Source organism: Pedobacter riviphilus (genome assembly GCF_014692875.1).
In the GTDB taxonomy this organism is placed as follows: Bacteria; Bacteroidota; Bacteroidia; order Sphingobacteriales; family Sphingobacteriaceae; genus Pedobacter; species Pedobacter riviphilus.
The window spans coordinates 3,393,737-3,413,962 of record NZ_CP061171.1 but is presented as its reverse complement, the minus strand read 5'-3'; the positions used below and the strand labels follow the sequence as shown (position 1 = coordinate 3,413,962).

Here is a 20,226-nt window from a genome sequence, read left to right as displayed (position 1 = left end):
TCGTGATAGACCTGTTAAAGCATACTAATAGGAGAAACAACTATTTGGAGCAATAGATAAGCTGTTTATGATTAATATCAAACTTACTGAAATAGCCTTTATAAAATGCATATTTCGTCGAACTTTTGTAGAAAACGTTCAAAAAACCTCCCGATATTTAATTCAAATATCGGGGAGGTCTTATTCAAGAGCATCTGTTGCTGTTCTACATCCCGTCCGATCGCATGGCAAAAACTAATTTTACTTGTCTGAAGGCATTTGTTTCACTCCATTCATTATCATAGTTTAAGCCGTAAGGCCAAAAATGACCGCCACCTGTATGTATTGCAGCACTTTGACCATCAAAAATCTTAATGAGTGCAACTGTATTAGCGCCCAGAAAGTCGCCTGTAGAGGTATTTGATGACCATCCACTGCTTAAACCAACGCCATAGGTATGTGCAATTTCGTGCATTGCCGTACGGACACTCTGGTAACTGCTGTTCGCACCAAAACGGATATTGCCATTTGTACTGCCATCAGCTGTGGGTACACCTGTATTGTATTCTACCGTAAGCGTACGCGACGGCCAGTTAGCACCTGCATTATACCTCGAACAGGCATCATTCATGGCGTTGGTAATACGTGTAAGTACATCGGCAGGCACCCCTGTACTGTTAAGTACCCAGCCCAATTGACCGTTAGCGTTAACGGTTAATAAAGACCATTGTTGGTTTTCGCCACCCAAGTAACTCCATTGGTCAACATTAGCACCATTATCAATTGATTGATTGGCAACATCAAGGTCCTTGCCGCTGTTTCTGTTTACAATACGATAATAACCGTTGCCCAGTGATGTAAATAGCCACTGCTGATTTGTTGCCCCAGTGTAGGTAGATATATTTACATTGTCTCCGTCGGCCGTTCCTGCCTGGTCTACCTGAAGTCCTTTGGAGCTATGTACACCAATAATCGAATAGTAACCACCAGAAAGCAGTGTTAAGTTCCATCTCTGATTTGTTCCTCCATTGCTGGCATATTGGGAAACATTTGCACCGTCTGCAGTCTGAAATCCACCAACATCAAGAACTTTTCCACTTTTGCGGTTTACGATGTAGAAAGTACCATTTCCGACAGATAACGGGGTTTCGTTAGGCGGTATTGCACTCAGTTTTCCCTTTATCGAAAGGTCTTTGGTTGTGTCTGGATCTGGGAGATCGCTTTTTCTGCAACTGCCGGCAAATAAAATCAATCCGAGCATAAAGATGCTGGTTAAGCCTGAAGTAAAAGATTTTGTTTTCATAAAAATTAGGTAAAGATGAATGAACAGGCACATGTAGATGTTCGTTTGGTTATTTAAAGAAGACATATGCAACCCATTTAGTTGGGCTCCTCTTTTTTAGTTTAGAATGTATACTTTAAAGCGGTTTTAAATTGTTTTAAAGCACAGGAACAGGTTGCCACTGGTTACTAGCTAAATAAACCTGTTGATGATTTTTTAAATCATTAAGATTTTTATTGCAATAAAGAATATTAGCTGGCGGTTAAACAGTTCCTGAAATTTCGCTATAAAGAGATTAAGTTATCTGTGGGTGTTTAGTGAACTGTAAGCGACCTCGCAAAATTTGATTGAGTGATTAATTAGCATGTGGCTCTTGGTGAAGCCTGCTATTCTGCTGATCTTCAATAGGAGAAGAATTTCTAAATACAAGGGTAGTTGGGCGTTCTGTAGCATAATTTAGTTTTTCACAATCGGTTAAACGGTTTGTTATTTCGGAAAACTGGTTATAGCCATTTTAATGCTTACAACCATCAATTACCCCGCTGGTTAATCCAGGATAATTGGGATCTATCATACTTTATACTTGGTTAAAACAAATTAAGCATAAAAAAAGTGCTTGTAGTGAGGGGTAATCTAATAAAAATGAGGGGGTAAACTCTTTTTATTTTTGAGATTATGGCCTTGTTTTAAGTTTTTTATCTAAAGTATAATTTTTATAAACGTCTTTTTTACGTTTATTTTTTATTCAGTAAATAAAAAAACAAAGAAAACAGAAGTGGTTTATGCCAATTTTTGACTATTTATCTGTCACTTTAATTGATGTTCAGGAATCTGGCGCTGCCGAAAGGAGGTTATATAAAAAATGATACCTTTAAAGGGTATCATTTTCAATTCTCGTTATTAAAAAATCAGGCGATTTATTTTTTATTAGCTTGAAACTGCGTTACTAACAACACACCTCCAAGGGTAGCAGTCAGAAAAAAACCTTCAAAAATCTGTAAACGCTTTCTTTCTTTAAAACCGCGATAAAAAGTATAAGCAGCTATAATACATAAACCCACATATTCTATATCTCTTTGTACTCTTTTTGATGAATCTTTGGGATTGATCAAAGCAATTTTCAATAATGCTTCAATTAAACTGATGCTTTTAGAAACGCCTCTTGTAATCTGTGCTTTACTTGCCGAAGCGCCAAATTTTTTTGCCACTGTTTGTAGCCCGCTGGTGGTAATCTCGTTGATCAAATGTGTTTGAGTATCTTTTTTTTGCATATCGCTTTTCATAAGTCCTATTATTTCAACGCCACTTATGGCATATAGTTTTGACTAATTTGAAAAAAGCTGACTGTGGATCAGATAATCCTTAATCTCTTCCATTCATATTTCGATACGGTGATCAATTAATTTTTTTCTGCCTTTTTTAATATCAGAATGCCGAACGTCTTCCTCCGCCATCAACAACAGAAACAGTTCCTGTTACATATTTGGCACGTGGCGAAACGAGGAAGGCAGCCATGTTTGCCATGTCCTGCACTTCACCAAAATCTTGCAAAGGTATTTCGCGTTCTGCATATTTCCGACGCTCATCACCAGGAAAATAGGGCCGGATGTTTTCGGTATCGATCAGTCCAGGTTGCAAACAGTTCACCCTAATTCTATATTTACCTAGCTCGCCAGCAAGTTGTTTAGACCACATTACCACAGCGGCCTTTGCAACAGCAGAAACATTCAACGATCGTAATTCATAAGTACTGGTCAAATTGAGTATCGTACCCTGCCTCCGGCTTATAAAATGCGGTAACAACTCTTGCGTGAGTAGTCTGGGGCGCTCAAAATCTAAAGCCATCGACTTTGTCCAGGGTTCTTCTGGCCCTGTAGCATCTACAGGCTGACTTTGCCCCGCATTGTTAATGAGGATGTCGACATGCCCAAGCGAAGATAAAGCCGAAGAAGCAATTTTGTGAGGGGCGTTAGGCGCTAGCAAGTCATAAGCAAAAACAATAGGAGCAGGGCTACCTTCGGCAACGATCTCGTTGAAAAGGCTATCTAATGATTTTTGGTTGCGGCCTGTTATAAAAACTTTTACACCTTCTTTTGCCAGTTCTTTTGCTATTGCTCTACCGATTCCTTTAGAGGCCCCGGTTACCAATGCCGTTTTTCCGGTTAAATATAAGTCCATATTTTCTTGTGATTAAATTGATCTTGCAATAATAACCCGTACCATGTATTTTATATAGCATGCACTACCATTTGTGTGGTACAAACAAATTTGTAAGTAATGACGGCACGAAAAGAAAATTCTACCTATACCTTCAACGAAAAATTTATAACGGATTGCGATCTGACTTATGCGGCCAACAAAATAGGAGGGAGATGGAAAATTGTAATACTGGATAAACTTGGAAATCGAAAAATGAGGTTTAGCGAGCTGAAAAAAGAATTTCCATATATATCAGAACGGATGTTAACCTTACAGTTGCGGGCATTAGAGCAGGATGAACTAGTTAAAAGAACTGTTTATGCGGAGGTTCCTCCAAGGGTAGAATATGAACTAACCCCGATTGCACTAGAGTTTCTTCCCATTTTTTGCCAATTAAGTGCCTGGGGCAGGAAGAATAAAATGCTAAAGAATAATAGATCATAAAACCGTTAAAGTATGAGTATAGGTATGCATAAATCAGCAGATATTGGTTACCTTTAATGGATTTGGCAGATGTTAATGCTGCGATCAGTTGATTAATATATTTTAAAATTATATCGAGTTAGTATTATGGCAGAAGTTAAATTGAATATCCAAAAAGAAGAACCTAGCGCATTTGAACTTTATGATGAAGGCGAAAAATACGGAGAAATGGTTTTTGATATTCAGGGAGAAAATTTAACGGTTTATCATACCGAAATTGATCCCGAGAAAGAAGGCAAAGGTTACGCAAAACTATTGCTAGATGCAATGGTAAATTATGTACGGACAAATAACCTGAAGGTAATTCCACTCTGCCCTTATGTGCATTTGCAATTTAAACGGCATGAAGAACTTTACAAAGATATCTGGAACAAAGTGCGCGAAAATGATTAGGTTCAACAGCAATTGCCGAATTTCAGGTTTTTAATGAGCGGAGGTTATAAAAACAACTAAACGGCTTGTTTTAGACAATTTATTATTCAATGTGTATAGATAGTGCATCTTCATCTATTATTTAGTGGCCTTGCTCTATTTTTATTTCATTGAAAAGAAAGTAGCCATACTTTTATAGTAAGAATCAAATCAACGGGACGATTTAGAGATCTTATTGGGGTTCCTCAGCGATGAGGAACCTTTTTTTATTCATGTTCAGTGCTATTGATCAGGTTACAACATATTGTCAGGCATTTACAAAACATGATAATTTTTCTTAAAAAGCGTCACCAGGTTTTCTGCAATTACCTTATTGCCCTGATCAGAAGGATGCAAACCATCATAAGTCATTTTCGCTGCATCTAACGGATAAGGATAATCATCTTTTTTGGGATTAAAGGGAATGGAAGCAGATTCGGGATATTTATAGTTCTTATATGCTCCTGTTAAGGGATTTTTCAGCCTTTTAAATTTAACTGCTTTTTCAAGTTTGAGTTTTCGGTTATGATACAAGTCAACTACAGGGAAATTTTCATGTTTTGCTATTTCGATGATGGCATTGGCAAACATTTCTAAAGTTTGCCCGTTTTTTGCCTTATAAGATCCAAATGCATTGTTGTTGGCATCGGCTATATATACAAAATCGTTGCGCTGTATAGGTGTAATCAATACGATTTTAGCACTTGGATTTAAACTCCTGATTTTGTCGATAATGATGCGGTAAGCACCACAGGTAGTGCCGGTTCCGGTATTGTTAATATAATCGTTTAATGAACCTACTGGGATTCCGTTCCACCAATCGTTTGTGCCCAGAAAAACCGAATATAAGTCTGATTGAACAATACCTAGCTTGTTGATTTCTTTTGCAATGCCAACTGTTGTCCAGCCATTATGGCCCTGGTTAATATAGCTGATGTTCGGCAAACGGTCTTTAACCCGGTCGAGATAGCCTTTTTTTACGCGGTTATCCGTTTCATTTAAATGATTGTTAAGGTAGGTAATGGAATCGCCTATGGCCGTCCATTTAATTTCTTTTGCAGGGGTAAACGAAAAATTAATAATCAGGATGAATAAAAGTGATGTAGTTAATTTTTTAAAGTTTTTTTTGCTCATGCCGTGTTAAAAATCATAGTTAATCCATAGGTGAAGATCAGCGATGAATTTAGTTAGAAAATTTTAAGTTTTGAAGCAATTGGTCTTTTTAAAATGGATCCATGGATTTAGTCCCAAACATCTATTTTTTTGAGGTACTGGTCGATTTTTATCTCAACTTACAGGGTAGTCTTATATATTTATATGAATTCAGCAATTATTAAAGGTTAAATAATTTAAAGGGAGCAGAAATGCCCCCTTTTTATTTAAAATTTATCTTTCATCCCCAAAAGCCCCATTAATCCTCCCGTATGAATGGCGAGGACCTTTTCATCCTTATTGATAACTCCTTGTTTCTGTAAATCGATAATGGCATAAAACATTTTTGCAGTATAAACAGGATCTAAAAGCAGTCCGGTTTGTGCTGTAAAGGTTTTAATAAAACCGATCAGTTCGGGGGTAGTTTTGGCATAACCGCCGAAATGATAATCGAGATGAAGTTTCAACTGATCGGAAAATGGAGTGTATTTCTCTATTTCATCTTTAATAAACGAGCCGCCTTTTAACACAGGAATAATGTGCAGCTGGGTATTTAATCCCTGTTGCCGAATTCCTTTTAACAATCCTGCTGCAGTTGTACCGGTTCCGGCGGCACAGAAAATATGATCGTAAGTTTCGGTTAACTCGCCAATAATTTCTGCACAGCCAATTGTCGCCTCCTCTGAAGCTCCACCTTCATCAACAAAATAAGCCAGGGTATCATTGGCAAAATGTTGCTCAAATAATTGTTGTTTATCCCGGTAACTTTCTCGGTTAGTAAAAATGAGTTTCATCCCAAATAAACTGCTTAGCAATAACATCTCATTTTTTACTTCTTCTCCACGTACAAAAGCTGTTGCGGTTAAGCCTGATCTTGATGCTGCAGCGGCTGTAGCCACAAGGTGATTGGAGTAAGCACCCCCAAAAGTAACCAGATGCGTTTTGTGATCTGCTTTGGCCTTCGCTAAAATATATTTAAGCTTACGCCATTTATTCCCAGAAATATAAGGATCAATAAGATCATCCCGCTTAACAAACAGGTTATTAAAAGGTGCAAATGTTATTTTTTGTACCGGGCTATATATTTCTTCGAACACGTGTAAAAATAAAAAACACCTGAGTATTTCAGGTGTTTTAAGCATTATTATATTCGAAAATTAATTATTTACCGATACCAAAGCCAAAACCGGCATTAACCATGCTGTATTTTGCCTGGGTATACGAACCATAAAATTTAAAGAAACCAAACTTCAACTGAAAGCCTAAACTTCCCCTTACACCATCAATATCGGTTTGTTTCACCGAGATTGGATCAACATAAGTTGCATTGTTTGCGCCATCTTCGAATTTATAAGTACCAAGTGCTTTTAAATTGGTGTTAGAGGTTTGGTAACCGATGCTGGCAAAAGGAGTGAAAAACATGATTTTCTTAGAAATGATGGCATCAAAATTTACCCCATTGAATTTGGCATCAATACGCTGATCCGAATTTGCCGTATTATTGATATTCAAAGGCAAATTATATTTGTACTGGGTAAAGCCTCCTGCGATTGCGATATCTACGGGTATTAATTTCTCTGTGGTCGAACCCATAAAAAGAGGTAAAAGTTCAACTTTTGCACCGAAGCCGATCATCGATAAGCTTCCTAAATCGCTACCTAATTTAATCTTTGGCATCGCCCTTAAGGTAACATCAATGTTTTTGGGTAAGCCCAAAGTAGCCTGGATTTGTGAAGAAGGTACTACATGGAAACCTACACCCTGTGGCAGGTTAAAGAATTTATTGGTCGGAATTCCACTGCTGGTATAAATCTGCATTTTACCCCCTTCATGGTCATCGCCAAAGGCAGTAGGACCTATAGATGATGCTCCTGGGGCAGGTTTAATATTGCTTAAACCCAATGTATTTACATCGTAACTTCTGGCCGATTGCGGAACAAAGGCTGCTGAAGCGGAAATACGGACATCGAACTTTAAAAAACCTTTCGATTTGGCAGTGTTCGACCATCCATCGGTTAAACCCAAGCCCAAGCCTTTGTATAAAGGATCAAAATAGGCATTAACCAGTTTGGTTGCATCTGCTGGTCCGCCCACAAATAAGTCTCCAACATCTTGTTGAGCACTTGCTTTTTGAGCCATTACCAATAAAAATAAGGCACATAAGGCCTTTAAAGCGTAACATTTTTTCATATAAATGATTTAGGATGATTTGATTGTACTAAAGATAGGGTTGTTTTTCCGAAAACTGTAATCATTAAAAAATTCTTGAGGTTAAAAGTTTATTTTTGTCCCATGGAAAATGTGGTCGAATTGCAAGAATCAGAAGAGCAGGAATTATATGAACATTTAAAAATAATTGTCGATAAGGGGCAGTCTTTGCTGCGTATCGATAAGTTTTTGATGGTGCGCGTAGAAAATGCCTCGCGAAACCGTATTCAAAATGCAATTGATGCAGGGAATGTGCTGGTTAATCAGAAACAGATCAAAGCGAGTTATAAGGTTAAACCTTATGATGAAATATCTATCGTTTTACCTCATCCGCCACGCGACACCGAGGTTTATCCTGAAGATTTACCGCTTGATATTATTTACGAGGATAGCGATCTTTTGGTCGTAAATAAAGCTGCCGGGATGGTTGTACATCCTGGTTTCAATAACTATACCGGAACTTTGGTTAATGCTTTGGCATTCCACTTTGAACAACTCCCTCAGCTGCCAGGCAATGATGGCCGACCAGGGTTAGTGCACCGTATTGATAAGGATACTTCTGGTTTATTACTGATCAGTAAAAATGAAAAATCGATTACTCACCTGGCCCGTCAGTTTTTCGACCACAGCATTACCCGTAAATATATTGCACTGGTTTGGGGCGATATCGAAAACGATGGAACAGTAACTGGTTACATCGGAAGGAGTGCCAAAGACCGCCGTGTAATGGATATTTACGATGATGAAGAAAAAGGGAAATGGTCGGTAACACATTATAAAGTATTAAAGCGTTTGGGTTATGTTACCTTGATCAGTTGTGAGCTCGAAACCGGTCGTACGCACCAGATCAGGGCGCACATGCAGCATATTGGTCACCCACTTTTTAATGATGCAATGTATGGTGGCGACAAGATTTTAAAAGGAACTACGTTTAATAAGTACAAACAGTTTGTAGATAATTGTTTCGAATTGTTGCCCCGTCAGGCTTTACACGCACAAAGTTTGGGTTTTATCCATCCCACGACTAAAGCGTATATGTATTTTGAATCGCCATTGCCACCCGATTTTAAAGCTGGCTTAACCAAATGGGAAAATTATATCGCTACATCATAAAATATGCTTCAGGAGTACCTTTTATTTAATGATGAATTTCTGGCGGTAGATGCCCCAATTTTAACCGCTTCGAATAGAAGTTTCAAATTTGGCGATGGATTGTTCGAAAGTATGCGGATGATCAATAATAAGCTGCAATTTGCAGACTTACATGCAGATAGATTAACCGCGGGTATGAAAGCGTTAAAAATCGACGGACATGCTTTAATGGATGATTATTTTCTGCGTCAAAAAACCGCCGATTTAGCAAAACGCAACAAATGGAACGGTAATGTCCGTTTCCGCCTTTCTGTTTACAGGGGCGGAGCAGGTGTTTACACGCCTGAAACAAATAAAGCAGGTTATGTTTTAGAAGGCATTCCCTTAAAAGCATCTACATATGAATTAAATAGCAAAGGTTTGATCATTGATGTTTTTGACGAAATGACTAAGCCGGTTAATAAACTCTCGAATTTTAAAACCTCCAACGCCTTGCTTTATGTAATGGCCGGCCTTTTTAAAAGCCAGAACCGTTTAGATGAGGCGATGATTCTGAACCAATATGGCTTTCTTTGCGAAAGCATTAGCGCAAATGTTTTTGTAGTGTACAATAAACAGATTTATACCCCTTCACTTGCAGAAGGTTGCATAAGTGGTGTAATGCGTACAACCATTATGCAGTTGTGCAAAATGAACGATATGCCTTTAATCGAGGCACAAATTAACCCTGAAATATTAAAAGAAGCCGAAGAGGTTTTTATCACCAATGCCACTCAGGGCATACAATGGGTGATGGGCTACGGCCGTAAACGTTATTTTAACGAGGTGTCTAAATTTTTGATCGAGAAATTGAATAATTTATAATGCTATTCCATGGTCTGTGGGCAAGCGATTACATATCGGTCGTCTTTGAATTGAGTTCAGCATCTTTCATGCTATAAGACCCTGAACTAAATTCAGGGTGACGTACTTTTGGAGTAAATGTTAGCAGATTAGAAAACTTCAAACTTAACTCATTTCTTTTTTTGGAAAGCAATATCTGTGGTGCTTCGGTTCCGATAGTCCCGCCCTTGGCTTAATCCCGATAAAATTTACTTCATAAGATAAACTATACTTAATCGGGATAACGCTGTCGGTCGGGTTTATTTAACCCTAAACAGAAGCACTTTTGTAGCCACCTAAACCCGATTTTACATCGGGGTCAAATTGCCAGAAGCGGGAGCGGGGCTGTGCGTATCTAAAAGTGACTACAACTGCTTTCCAAAAAAAGAATAACTCAAGTCGATCGTCATCCCGACTGGTGTGCAACAGAATGGAGGGATCTGTATTAATTACTATAACCGCATTCCCCTTAAAAAGTCTTCAATCAGCATCCGTTTTTTTCCTTCGTACTGAATATCTAACAGTTTAATAAAGCCATCTTTAGCGGCAAATTTCAAATAGGTTTTGCCATCTGTTAAAAAACCTCCTGCAACAATGCCCGGTTCTTTATCTTCTATTTCGGCCTTGAATATCTTTAGTATTTTATCGTTTAAAAAAGTAAAGGCAGTAGGGTACGGGCTCAGTCCGCGGATTAAATTATAAATGGTTTGCGTCTGATTGTTCCAATCGATTTTGCAATCATCTTTAAAAATTTTAGGCGCATGTTTTAAATCGCCGCTTTGTGGCTGAGGCTGTTCGCTAACCTCACCAGCCTCAATCGCTTTAAGCGTTTTTACCAGCAGGTTGGCACCAACAACCATTAGTTTATCGTGCAGCTCGCCGGCGGTTTCGTTATCGGCAATGGCAACACTATCGCTCAGAATAATATTACCGGTATCAATTTCATGTGTAAGGAAAAACGTAGTTACACCACTTTCTTTCTCTCCATTAATAATGGCATGGTTAATCGGGGCTGCACCACGGTATTGCGGTAAAAGCGAGCCATGGAGATTAATAGTTCCCTTTGGCGGCATATTCCATACCACTTCGGGTAACATTCTAAAAGCCACTACAACTTGTAAATCGGCTTTATAGCTGGCAAGGATTTCGAGAAATTCAGGGTTTTTCAGCTTTTCTGGCTGTAACACCGGAATATTTTTTTCTACAGCATATTTTTTTACTGCACTTTCATTCAGTTTTTGACCACGGCCTGCAGGTTTGTCTGGCGCAGTAACCACTGCTACTACATCGAAATTGGCTTGTACTAAGGCATCTAAAGAGGCTACCGCAAAATCGGGCGTACCCATAAAAACTATTTTCATAATGAAAGTGTTGTGTTTCTAAAAATAACGTGGCTACCCACGTTTAAGTTCTGCAAAATAACTAAAAATAAACCCATACTTATAGGCAAAAAATGGTACAAGGCAAAGATGTTGTTCAGGCAAGTGGATTGGTGTATGTAACTGATAGCATGCCTGGGATTTACCGTAAAGGAAAACCAGGGAAATTTTATTATGAAGATAAAGATGGGAACAAAATAACAGCAGAGAAACACCTAGACCGGATAAAAGCATTGGTTATTCCACCCGCATGGCAAAATGTATGGATAGCCAATAAACCTAACGCATACCTGCAGGTTACAGGCATTGATGCTGCTGGGAGGAAACAATATAAATATCACTCCAAGTGGACAAGCCGCCGTTCTGAAGATAAATATTTCCGCCTCCTCGAATTTGGCAAAGCCCTACCTAAAGCCCGGAAAAACTTACAGAAAGACCTCCGCCGAAAAAATTTTGACGAGCGTAAGGTATTGGCCATTTCGGTAGATGTGCTCCAGAAAACATTGATTAGGGTAGGCAACGAAAGCTATAAGCAATTGTATGGCTCTTTCGGCCTTACCACCCTGCGAGATAAGCATGTAAAAATAAATGGCAGTAAAATTACCATGGATTTTGTGGGTAAAAAAGGAGTGCGGCAAAAAGTAGAGCTGAACGACCGCACACTGGCCAAATTGGTTAAAAAATGCCGGGATATTCCAGGGCAGGAGCTTTTTCAGTTTTACACCAATGGCAACGAACACAAAAGCATCGATTCTGGTAAAATAAATGCCTACATTAAAGAAATTACGGGCGATGATTTCACTGCAAAAGATTTCAGGACCTGGGGTGGTACCCTCGAAGCCATGCGCCAGTTTGCCCAGTGCCGGTTTAATGAAAATGCCGGTTTAAACAGTAAAAAAACAATTATTGCCGTTTTAGATTGTGTAGCCAAAAAACTAGGTAATACCCGTGCAGTATGTAAAAGCGCTTACGTTTACCCGTTTTTGCTTACAGCTTACGAGAACAATCAGCTTGAAAAATATCTGAAAAAGATCAATAATAACTCGCTTAATGGTAAAGTTAGCTTAGAACACAACGAAAAGGTGTTATTATCTTTTCTAAAATCAGATAGTAAGTAAAAAAGCAATTATATTTGTTTTTTATCCTGTTATGTTAATTAACCTCGACGATACAGCCAATATTTTTAACACGCTTATAGAAGAGTCTCCAATGCCAATTGCACTTTATATTGGCGAAAATATGGTTATTCAGGTGGCCAACAGGGCTATGCTTAAAGCCTGGGGGAGAGATGCATCGGTAATAGGTAAAGAATTGGCCCTGGCACTGCCCGAGTTAAAAGATCAACCCTTTCTTAATATCCTCAACCAGGTAAGAAATACCGCGGTGGCTTACGAAGCCAAAGAAGATAAGGTGGTACTTTTAAATGATAATGTACTCCAAACCTTCTATTTCGATTTTATTTATAAACCGTTAATGGATACCGAAGGAAAGGTTTGGGGCATTTTAAATAATGCTACCGATGTAACCGAACTGGTAAATGCCAAGTTTAAAGTAGAGCAAAGTGAGGCTTTGTTTAGGCAAATGATTTATGATGCACCTGTAGCCATTGGCATTTTGAGGGGGAGAGATCTTATTATAGAAGATGCCAATGATGATCTGTTAAAAATATGGGGAAAAAGTAAAGCTGTAATTGGTTTAAAACTTTTAGATGGATTGCCTGAAATTATTGGTCAACCTTTTCCTGAACTTTTGCTACAGGTTTACGATAGCGGAGTTGCCCATTATGGTTATGAAACGATGGCCCGGTTGGAGCGCAACGGAGTTTTAGGCGATTTTTATTTCAACTTTGTTTACGATCCGATTTTAGATCAGGATGGTCAGGTTTCTGGTATTATGGTAGTTGCCAACGAAATTACTTTACAGGTTATTTCAAAAATGGAAGCTGCTAAAAGCGAAGAGCGTTTTCGGAATTTTCTTTATGATATCCCCATGGCCACCGCTTATTATGAAACTGAAAATATTATCATCAGACTGGCTAATGATGAAATGCTCCGGTTTTGGGGCAAAGATAAAAGTGTGATTGGCAAAACCGTTGAAGAAGCTATACCAGAATTAAACGTACAACCATTCGTCGGTATTTTAAAAGAAGTGTACCGTACCGGAGTTACCTACCATGCCGATCAGGAAGAAGCCCGTTTACTGGTTGATGGCCAGGAAGAAAAACGGTGGTTCAGTTTTACATATAAACCGCTTAAAGATTCGAATGGTGAGGTATATGCCATTATTCATGCCGCAATGGATGTTACTAAGCAAGTGCAGTTACAGCGGCAAAAAGACGAATTTTTGGGGATTGCCAGCCATGAATTAAAAACACCTGTAACCAGTATTAAAGCATATGCTCAAGTGCTCGAACGCATGATCAGAAATGAAGGTGATGAGAAAAAGGCAAATATGGTTCGCAAGATGGATCAGCAGTTAAACCGGCTGACCGGATTGATTGGCGATTTATTGGATGTTACCAAAATTCAATCGGGCAAAATGACTTTTAACCCTGTAGAATTTAATTTTGATGCCGCGGTTGAAGAAATTGTAGGCGAAATGCAGCACATCAGTTCTAAACACAGAATTATCTGCAGTTTATCCAGTAAAGCAGTTGTTTATGCCGATAAGGAGCGTATTGGGCAAGTAATCATTAATTTTCTATCTAATGCAATTAAATATTCAACCGATGCCAATGAGATAGATGTAACTACATTTAATCAGGATGGAGAGGTTGTTTTAGGCGTTAAAGATTATGGCATCGGAATTTCGAAGGATATGCAACACCTGGTATTTGATCAGTTTTACCGCATAGACGGCAATTTACAGCATACCTATCCGGGATTGGGCTTAGGCCTTTACATTTCGGCCGAAATTATTAAAAGTGAGGGTGGCAGAATTTGGGTTGAAAGTACAGCCGGACAAGGCGCTACCTTTTTCTTTGCGCTAAAAATCAAATCGATCAGATAATACCGCAAGCTGCAATCTGAAGATCATTTATGCCTTCGGAGCTTTCTTGATCGGGTGCACAGGTTGTTCTTCGTTCTCACGCTGTTTAGCTGGATTATTCGTCCGAACAGGCTTATTGGGTAAGCTGTCGTTTTCCTTTCTAACCGTTTTATGGTCTATAGGTTCTCGGCCTTTAGGTACCTCTTCCTGGTAATTACTTCCGGGTTTATCGCTTTTAACTTTTGGACCGCTCATAGCTAAAATGATTGAATGATTGAGTTTTTGAATGATTGAATAGCACAGCGCCTATCAACTATCAATAATAACAAACCTCTTTCTGTTAAGTTTGAAAATAATTGCAAAGGCAATTCAATCATTCAATCCTTCTCTCACTCAATCCTTAATTATAAAGCAAATATTTCTTACGCATGGCTTTGTAGGCACTTAGGCCTGGTTCCCAGCTTGCTCTAATTTCTGCTTCGCTTTTTCCATCAATTACCTGTTGCCTAAAATCTGCCACACCAACTAATCTTTCAATAGTACCCATTTCTTTACTTAATTTACTATTAAAGAAATCTTCCTTTTTTGGTGATGCCTTATACAGTTCGATTAACCAGCTAATGTTTACCTGTTTCGATTTTATCAGTTTTGAGGTATCATAAGTTCTTAAATCTAAGCCGTAACAAACCTGATCTTGAAATAATGGTGTTTCAGACATTCCTTTTATACTTTTGGGCGTAAAACTGAAATCGAATTTCCCTTTAAGGTAAGGTGCCCCAACAACAGTAAAAGGAAACATTGTTCCACGGCCGTGGTTTAAATACGTGCCTTCAAATAAACAGGTAGATGGATAAAGTAAAATAGATTGTTGTGTATTCAGGTTAGGAGAAGGTTTAACAGGTAAAGTATATTCCATATCATGATCGTAATTGGCATTTTTGATAATGGTAATCTTGCACTTCACCTTATCTTTTAACCAGCCTTCGCCATTTAGCATCTGCGCATATTCGCCAACCGTTAAGCCGTGAGCAATTGGAATAGGTTGTACACCAATACCCGATTTAAATTTTGGATCTAAAATCGGCCCATCAATTAAATAGCCATTTGGATTTGGACGGTCTAAAATCAATAATGTTTTATTGTTTGCGGCACAAGCCTCCATAACATGCTGTAAGGTATTTATATAGGTGTAAAAACGAACACCAACATCTTGAATGTCAAACACCATAATGTCGATGTCTGCTAAGTCTTCAGCAGTAGGCGTGCTGTGTTTGCCATAAAGTGAAATGGCTTTTATGCCTGTTTTGGTATCAACATCATCATTAACGGTAACACCGGCACTGGCGTTCCCTCTAAAACCATGCTCAGGACCAAATATTTTCTGGATTTTAACACCTCGTTTCAGCAAGCTATCAACCGAAGTCTGCGTTCCAATAATCGATGTAGGGTTAACTACCATACCAACACGTTTACCTTTTAATAGGGGAAGATATTTTTCTGTCTGCTCTGCACCGGTTTTAATTGCCGATGGCAGCTTAACAGTCTTGATCATTAGTTTTCTGTTTTCCGGGCTTTTCTTTCCAAGAACTTCTTGTTCGAGTGGTTTAGGTTGTCCGCAGGCCGATAATGCAATTAAACTGGTTAAAGCAAAGCTGATGTAATTTTTCATTTTCAGTATATTCTAATCTTCCGGTATTATAACAAAACAATTTACAACATATTTCATTTATGCTATTGGTATTTTCTTGTTACAACTTAATGGTTGATGTTTAAAGTTGGTTATTTATTTTCGAAAATGCCATTTTTAAAAAGGAATTGAGCATTTTTGTTAATACAAATTGATTAAATTGAATTTCGAATATTTCATAGCAAGGCGGATAGCCATTAAATCTGAGCGTACTTTTTCAAAACTTATTGTCCGCATTGCAATAGCAGGTGTGATGTTGAGTTTGGCTGTTATGATTCTTTCTATAGCCATTATTAAAGGTTTTAAAACTGAAATTCAGGATAAAGTAAGGGGCTATTTAGGCGATGTACAGATTACCCGTTACGATCTGAATAATTCATTTGAGCATTCTCCCTTTGTACTAGATGGAGAAACGCAAAAGATGCTCAAAAACAATTCCGATATCGAATATTATTATCCTTTTGCTACAAAACCGGGCATCCTTTCGGCAAATAATGAAATTGAAGGCATTAATTTTAAAGGGATAGACAAAAACTACAAATGGGATTACATTAAACAGCATATTATCAGCGGAACCATCATCGATTTTTCTGACAGTACAGCTGCCATGCAAGAACTGCTTATTTCGAATTATACCGCTAAGCGTTTAAAGCTTAAAACAGGTGACGATTTTATCATGTATTTTGTTCAAAACCAATTGCGACCTCGTAAATTTAAAATTGTAGGTATTTACGATATAGGTGTAGAAGATATTGATAAGGGCTTTGTACTGGGCAACCTGAATATCATTAAACGCCTCAATAATTGGGAAGCGAATGAAATTGGTGGCATAGAAATCAAGATTAAGGATTTTAACAGGCTTAAACCTATTGCCGATAATATTTATGAAAAGCTTCCACGCAATCTGCGCTCGTATTCTATTGAAGAAAATTTTCCTAATATCTTTACCTGGTTAGGCCTTCTTGATGTAAATACCAAGGTGCTTTTAATCCTGATGCTCATTGTAGGCGTAATTAACATGGTTACAGCATTGTTGATTATGATTTTAGAAAAAACAAATATGATTGGGATGCTAAAATCTTTTGGGCCAGCAACTGGAGTATTATGAAAATTTTCCTTTACAATGCAGCTTATTTAATAGGTATTGGCTTATTACTTGGGAATATTCTGGGCTTAGGACTTGGTTTCTTACAGCAGGCCACTCACATTTTTAAACTTAACCAGGCTTCTTATTTTTTAGCCTATGCACCCATAGAGTTTCATTTTATCGATGTGCTGCTGCTTAATATCGTTACGGTAGTGGTGTGTTTAACGGTTTTGATTATTCCTTCGCTATTGATCAGCAAGGTTTCCCCGCTTAAAGCAATCAGATTTAAATAAGGAAAAAACTTGGGTCACCGAACAGATCATTTCCGATGCCCAAGCAAACCTAAACTTAAGCTTTTGTCAACTCAACTTTTACAGTTTGTGTAATAGCACTCTTCTGAAGCTGAGGGTATGGTGTGATGTCTATTAATTTTAATGAGTAATTTATGCCATTAATTTTAAGGTTTTTTACACTTTCTAATGCGCCACAAACCCCTTTGCATAAGGTAATTTCCTGATCAACGTTATTGCCCGTTAGTTTGAAATATACTGTTGCACCTCCAGCGCTAATACAATCGGCATTTACTGGGCAACGGCTGTCACTAATCGATTTTAATACTAATGTAGATGCACCGATTGATTTTGAAGTATTGATTTCAAATTCGTAATTCGTTGTTTTTGTTTCAGAATTTTTCTTACATCCAAAAACAAAAGTAGATAAGGTAATAAAGAAGAATATTAAATTTTTCATTTGTGTATGCGGATTAATTACTTCTTTTTAAAATATATTCATAATCTATGGTTGCATAAGAGATAGCAGGAGAAAAATCTGTCTTTGCACTGAATCTTTTTCTAAGGGTTAAATCTATTCCACTGCTTCTAATGTCGTATTCGCCATTTAAAATCATATTCCAATCAAAATCTGCTGTCCAAACGCCCTCATCGGTAAAATATCCTATCCCATTTTTAAAGGTATAGGTTCCCTTACCTCCAGATGGTTTTAAGTTAGCATCAGCACCCGGCGCAATATTGAATTTTCCATCCTTTAACGAAATTGAAATTGGGCGGGTTACCGGCACAGACTTAATACTATTGGTAATTACCAGTACACCTGTATAGTTGCCATCCAATAAAACATCAACCGTTGTAGATTTTTTACAACCTAAAGATAAGATCAGAGCAAAAAGGAAAATACAGATTTGAACTTTCATACCCCTTAAACGGAGCTCAATATGAAAACGCTACACTTAAATTGAAATCCAGTCTATACCTTGCGTACTATGAATAAATTCAGTCCGTGGTTCGAGGTTGAGGTAGGGGTAAGTAACTTTTGAAAGGTATAAGCCTGTAGGGTGGGCGGGTAATGATAGTTTTGAAGGTTGAAGGGTAATCAGCTCGCTTTCAAATTCATCAAAGCTAAGTTCTCCTTTACCAACCATTAAAATTTTACCCATAATAATGCGGATCATTTTCCCTAAAAAGCGGTTGCTGGCAATATGAAACCTCAGCCTGTCGCCTTTTGGATTTACAAATAAATCAGCTTCCATTACATTACATATGGTATGTTCGTATTTATCCGGATGTGTACAAAAAGCCCTGTAATCTTTGTATTGGGGTAATAATTTCACAACCGCTTTCATTTTATCAAAATCTAAATTGTTTAATTGATAAAAGGAACTTTGGGTACTTAAAAAAGGATCTTTATAGGTATGGATAAAATAATCATATTTCCGCTGTACAGCATCAAACCGGGCATGGGGTTTACCTTCCATTTTAATAATGTCGAATACCGCAATATTATAAGGTAAGGCTTTATTCAAAATATAAAGCAGATCGAAATCAATTTCTTTTTCAATATCAGCATGGAAAAAAAACTGGCTGGCATGCACATGCGCATCGGTCCGCCCACAGCCATTAATAGCAATCGGCGATTTTAAAATCTTAGAAAGTGTTTGTTCAATAACTTCCTGAACGCTTTTTACCCCAGGTTGTTTTTGCCACCCACTAAAGTACTGGCCTTGATATGCAATGTGAAAGAAATACCTCATTTTTCAGCTGCAATTTTACGGAAATTTTAGCAGCAGGAATATTAAATCATATTTTTGTGCGGTAAATTTTAATCATGGATTTAATAAACTGTCCTTGCGGAAGTGGAGTCGCCTTTAACCAGTGTTGCCAGCCTTATCATTTAAAAGTGAAAAAGGCACCAACTGCAGAAGCTTTAATGCGTTCCAGATATTCGGCTTTTGTAGTAGCAGATGCTGCTTATCTTTACGATACTACGCATCGCAGTAAAAGAAAAGGGCATTCGGAAAGTGCTTATTTAAGCAGTGCGAAAAATACCAAATGGCTAAAACTCGAAATTGTTTTTTCAGATTTTGATACCGTAGAGTTTAAGGCTTATTACCTCAATAAGAAATTTCAGACTGAAGTATTGCATGAAAAATCTAACTTCAGGTTAGAAGATGGGCAATGGTATTATGTTGATGGAAAATTTTATGAATAAACTTGAAATCGCAAAATTCATATAAAATTTGCGATTCCATTCGCAGAATTAATGTGAATTTTGCGATTTTACTCCTTTTTGCTATATTTTCTTTGCTTCATTCCAATACACATCCATCTCTGCAAGTGTCATATCGGCCAAGGCTTTTCCGTTTTCTTTTGCTTTGGTTTCGAGGTACTGGAAACGTTTAATGAATTTTTTATTGGTTTTTTCCAATGCATTTTCAGGATTGATGTTAATGAAACGTGCATAATTGATTAAAGAGAAAAGTACATCACCAAATTCTGATTCGGCCTTTTCGATATCAATGGCTGTATTATCAGCAACATTAAATTCAGTTTTAAATTCTTGAAGTTCTTCTTCTACCTTTTCCCAAACCTGATTTTTATCTTCCCAATCGAAACCCACACCGCGGGCTTTTTCCTGAATGCGGGCAGCCTTAACCAAAGCAGGTAGTGAAGAAGGAACACCGCCCAACACGGATTTGTTGCCTTCTTTCAGTTTAATCTGTTCCCAGTTTCGTTTAACATCTTCTTCGTTCTGCACTTCAACATCGCCATAAATATGTGGATGTCGGTTTACCAGTTTATCGCAAACCCCGTTTAAAACATCTGTAATGTTAAAATCATTGGTTTCGGAAGCAATTCTCGAATAGAAAACCAGATGCATCATCACATCACCAAGTTCCTTTTTAATTTCATCTAAATCGCCGTCTAAAATGGCGTCGCTCAACTCGTACGTTTCCTCTATAGTTAAATGGCGCAGTGTTTCCATGGTCTGTTTTTTATCCCACGGACATTGCGTACGTAGCGTATCTAAAACAGTGAGTAAACGTGTAAAAGCATCAGCTGGATTATTGGCACTTGCAGGAATTGGATTGTTAGGCATGTTT

At 37.9% G+C, this 20,226-nt stretch carries 22 protein-coding genes; 9 read left to right on the top strand and 13 right to left on the bottom strand.

Annotated features, from left to right (window positions below; genetic code table 11):
* Nucleotides 1–205: 205 nt before the first annotated feature.
* The 3 genes from H9N25_RS13915 to H9N25_RS13905 all read right to left on the bottom strand — a co-directional run bounded on the left by H9N25_RS13915 (nt 206) and on the right by H9N25_RS13905 (nt 3,439).
* A complete protein-coding gene (locus tag H9N25_RS13915) occupies nt 206–1,282 on the bottom strand; it encodes an RICIN domain-containing protein (protein ID WP_167295347.1) in 1,077 nt (358 codons plus the stop codon).
* Between the two features lie 896 nt (nt 1,283–2,178).
* Complete coding sequence (locus tag H9N25_RS13910; protein WP_190326294.1) at nt 2,179–2,469, bottom strand: hypothetical protein; 291 nt, start codon at nt 2,467–2,469, stop codon at nt 2,179–2,181.
* Nucleotides 2,470–2,686: 217 nt separating this feature from the next.
* Complete coding sequence (locus tag H9N25_RS13905) at nt 2,687–3,439, bottom strand: SDR family NAD(P)-dependent oxidoreductase (protein ID WP_190326293.1); 753 nt, start codon at nt 3,437–3,439, stop codon at nt 2,687–2,689.
* Nucleotides 3,440–3,538: 99 nt separating this feature from the next.
* Here H9N25_RS13905 and H9N25_RS13900 point away from each other — a divergent pair, with 99 nt between their 5' ends.
* Both H9N25_RS13900 and H9N25_RS13895 read left to right on the top strand, forming a co-directional pair.
* Nucleotides 3,539–3,904 (top strand): winged helix-turn-helix transcriptional regulator, encoded by a 366-nt coding sequence (locus H9N25_RS13900; protein WP_167295344.1) that lies wholly within the window; start codon nt 3,539–3,541, stop codon nt 3,902–3,904.
* A 126-nt stretch (nt 3,905–4,030) separates the two neighbouring features.
* A complete protein-coding gene (locus H9N25_RS13895) occupies nt 4,031–4,336 on the top strand; it encodes a GNAT family N-acetyltransferase (RefSeq protein ID WP_190326292.1) in 306 nt (101 codons plus the stop codon).
* Nucleotides 4,337–4,630: 294 nt separating this feature from the next.
* On the opposite strand, the gene H9N25_RS13890 is transcribed toward H9N25_RS13895, so the two are convergent.
* From H9N25_RS13890 to H9N25_RS13880, 3 genes are all read right to left on the bottom strand, one after another.
* On the bottom strand, nt 4,631–5,488 hold the full coding sequence (locus tag H9N25_RS13890) for an SGNH/GDSL hydrolase family protein (RefSeq protein WP_190326291.1): 858 nt from the start codon (nt 5,486–5,488) through the stop codon (nt 4,631–4,633).
* Nucleotides 5,489–5,733: 245 nt separating this feature from the next.
* On the bottom strand, nt 5,734–6,603 hold the full coding sequence (locus H9N25_RS13885; protein ID WP_190326290.1) for a 1-aminocyclopropane-1-carboxylate deaminase/D-cysteine desulfhydrase: 870 nt from the start codon (nt 6,601–6,603) through the stop codon (nt 5,734–5,736).
* A gap of 64 nt (nt 6,604–6,667) precedes the next feature.
* Nucleotides 6,668–7,696 (bottom strand): DUF6588 family protein, encoded by a 1,029-nt coding sequence (locus H9N25_RS13880; protein WP_190326289.1) that lies wholly within the window; start codon nt 7,694–7,696, stop codon nt 6,668–6,670.
* A gap of 102 nt (nt 7,697–7,798) precedes the next feature.
* On the opposite strand from H9N25_RS13880, the gene H9N25_RS13875 reads away from it, so the two are divergent.
* Nucleotides 7,799–8,827 (top strand): RluA family pseudouridine synthase, encoded by a 1,029-nt coding sequence (locus H9N25_RS13875; RefSeq protein WP_167295340.1) that lies wholly within the window; start codon nt 7,799–7,801, stop codon nt 8,825–8,827.
* Between the two features lie 3 nt (nt 8,828–8,830).
* Nucleotides 8,831–9,670 (top strand): aminotransferase class IV, encoded by an 840-nt coding sequence (locus H9N25_RS13870; protein ID WP_190326288.1) that lies wholly within the window; start codon nt 8,831–8,833, stop codon nt 9,668–9,670.
* 470 nt (nt 9,671–10,140) lie between these two features.
* Here H9N25_RS13870 and fmt read toward each other — a convergent pair whose 3' ends face one another.
* The gene (gene fmt, locus H9N25_RS13865) at nt 10,141–11,049 is read right to left on the bottom strand and encodes a methionyl-tRNA formyltransferase (protein ID WP_167295337.1); all 909 of its coding nucleotides are present in this window, start codon (nt 11,047–11,049) and stop codon (nt 10,141–10,143) included.
* 92 nt (nt 11,050–11,141) lie between these two features.
* Here fmt and H9N25_RS13860 point away from each other — a divergent pair, with 92 nt between their 5' ends.
* Complete coding sequence (locus tag H9N25_RS13860) at nt 11,142–12,185, top strand: DNA topoisomerase IB (protein WP_190326287.1); 1,044 nt, start codon at nt 11,142–11,144, stop codon at nt 12,183–12,185.
* Between the two features lie 31 nt (nt 12,186–12,216).
* Nucleotides 12,217–14,076 (top strand): PAS domain-containing sensor histidine kinase, encoded by a 1,860-nt coding sequence (locus H9N25_RS13855; protein WP_190326286.1) that lies wholly within the window; start codon nt 12,217–12,219, stop codon nt 14,074–14,076.
* 27 nt (nt 14,077–14,103) lie between these two features.
* Here H9N25_RS13855 and H9N25_RS13850 read toward each other — a convergent pair whose 3' ends face one another.
* Both H9N25_RS13850 and H9N25_RS13845 read right to left on the bottom strand, forming a co-directional pair.
* On the bottom strand, nt 14,104–14,310 hold the full coding sequence (locus H9N25_RS13850) for a hypothetical protein (protein WP_184469249.1): 207 nt from the start codon (nt 14,308–14,310) through the stop codon (nt 14,104–14,106).
* A gap of 145 nt (nt 14,311–14,455) precedes the next feature.
* Nucleotides 14,456–15,724, bottom strand: a complete 1,269-nt coding sequence (locus H9N25_RS13845) for an exo-beta-N-acetylmuramidase NamZ family protein (RefSeq protein ID WP_190326285.1) — start codon at nt 15,722–15,724, stop codon at nt 14,456–14,458.
* Between the two features lie 178 nt (nt 15,725–15,902).
* On the opposite strand from H9N25_RS13845, the gene H9N25_RS13840 reads away from it, so the two are divergent.
* Nucleotides 15,903–16,850: an ABC transporter permease gene (locus H9N25_RS13840; RefSeq protein WP_330221039.1), complete on the top strand. Its 948-nt coding sequence runs from the start codon at nt 15,903–15,905 to the stop codon at nt 16,848–16,850.
* On the top strand, nt 16,847–17,122 hold the full coding sequence (locus H9N25_RS25315) for a hypothetical protein (RefSeq protein ID WP_330221038.1): 276 nt from the start codon (nt 16,847–16,849) through the stop codon (nt 17,120–17,122). The genes H9N25_RS13840 and H9N25_RS25315 overlap by 4 nt, the downstream gene beginning before the upstream one ends.
* A gap of 55 nt (nt 17,123–17,177) precedes the next feature.
* On the opposite strand, the gene H9N25_RS13835 is transcribed toward H9N25_RS25315, so the two are convergent.
* From H9N25_RS13835 to H9N25_RS13825, 3 genes are read right to left on the bottom strand one after another with little or no spacing between them, the layout of a single operon-like run.
* Complete coding sequence (locus H9N25_RS13835; RefSeq protein WP_190326284.1) at nt 17,178–17,579, bottom strand: hypothetical protein; 402 nt, start codon at nt 17,577–17,579, stop codon at nt 17,178–17,180.
* 13 nt (nt 17,580–17,592) lie between these two features.
* On the bottom strand, nt 17,593–18,039 hold the full coding sequence (locus H9N25_RS13830; protein ID WP_190326283.1) for a hypothetical protein: 447 nt from the start codon (nt 18,037–18,039) through the stop codon (nt 17,593–17,595).
* Between the two features lie 36 nt (nt 18,040–18,075).
* Nucleotides 18,076–18,876: a tRNA pseudouridine synthase A gene (locus H9N25_RS13825; RefSeq protein ID WP_167295329.1), complete on the bottom strand. Its 801-nt coding sequence runs from the start codon at nt 18,874–18,876 to the stop codon at nt 18,076–18,078.
* A 74-nt stretch (nt 18,877–18,950) separates the two neighbouring features.
* Between H9N25_RS13825 and H9N25_RS13820 the strand changes: the two genes are divergently transcribed.
* The gene (locus H9N25_RS13820) at nt 18,951–19,334 is read left to right on the top strand and encodes a YchJ family protein (protein ID WP_223833387.1); all 384 of its coding nucleotides are present in this window, start codon (nt 18,951–18,953) and stop codon (nt 19,332–19,334) included.
* An 81-nt stretch (nt 19,335–19,415) separates the two neighbouring features.
* Here the strand turns inward: H9N25_RS13820 and mazG are convergent, their stop codons facing one another.
* Nucleotides 19,416–20,222 (bottom strand): nucleoside triphosphate pyrophosphohydrolase, encoded by an 807-nt coding sequence (mazG, locus tag H9N25_RS13815; protein WP_190326282.1) that lies wholly within the window; start codon nt 20,220–20,222, stop codon nt 19,416–19,418.
* Nucleotides 20,223–20,226: the final 4 nt, after the last annotated feature.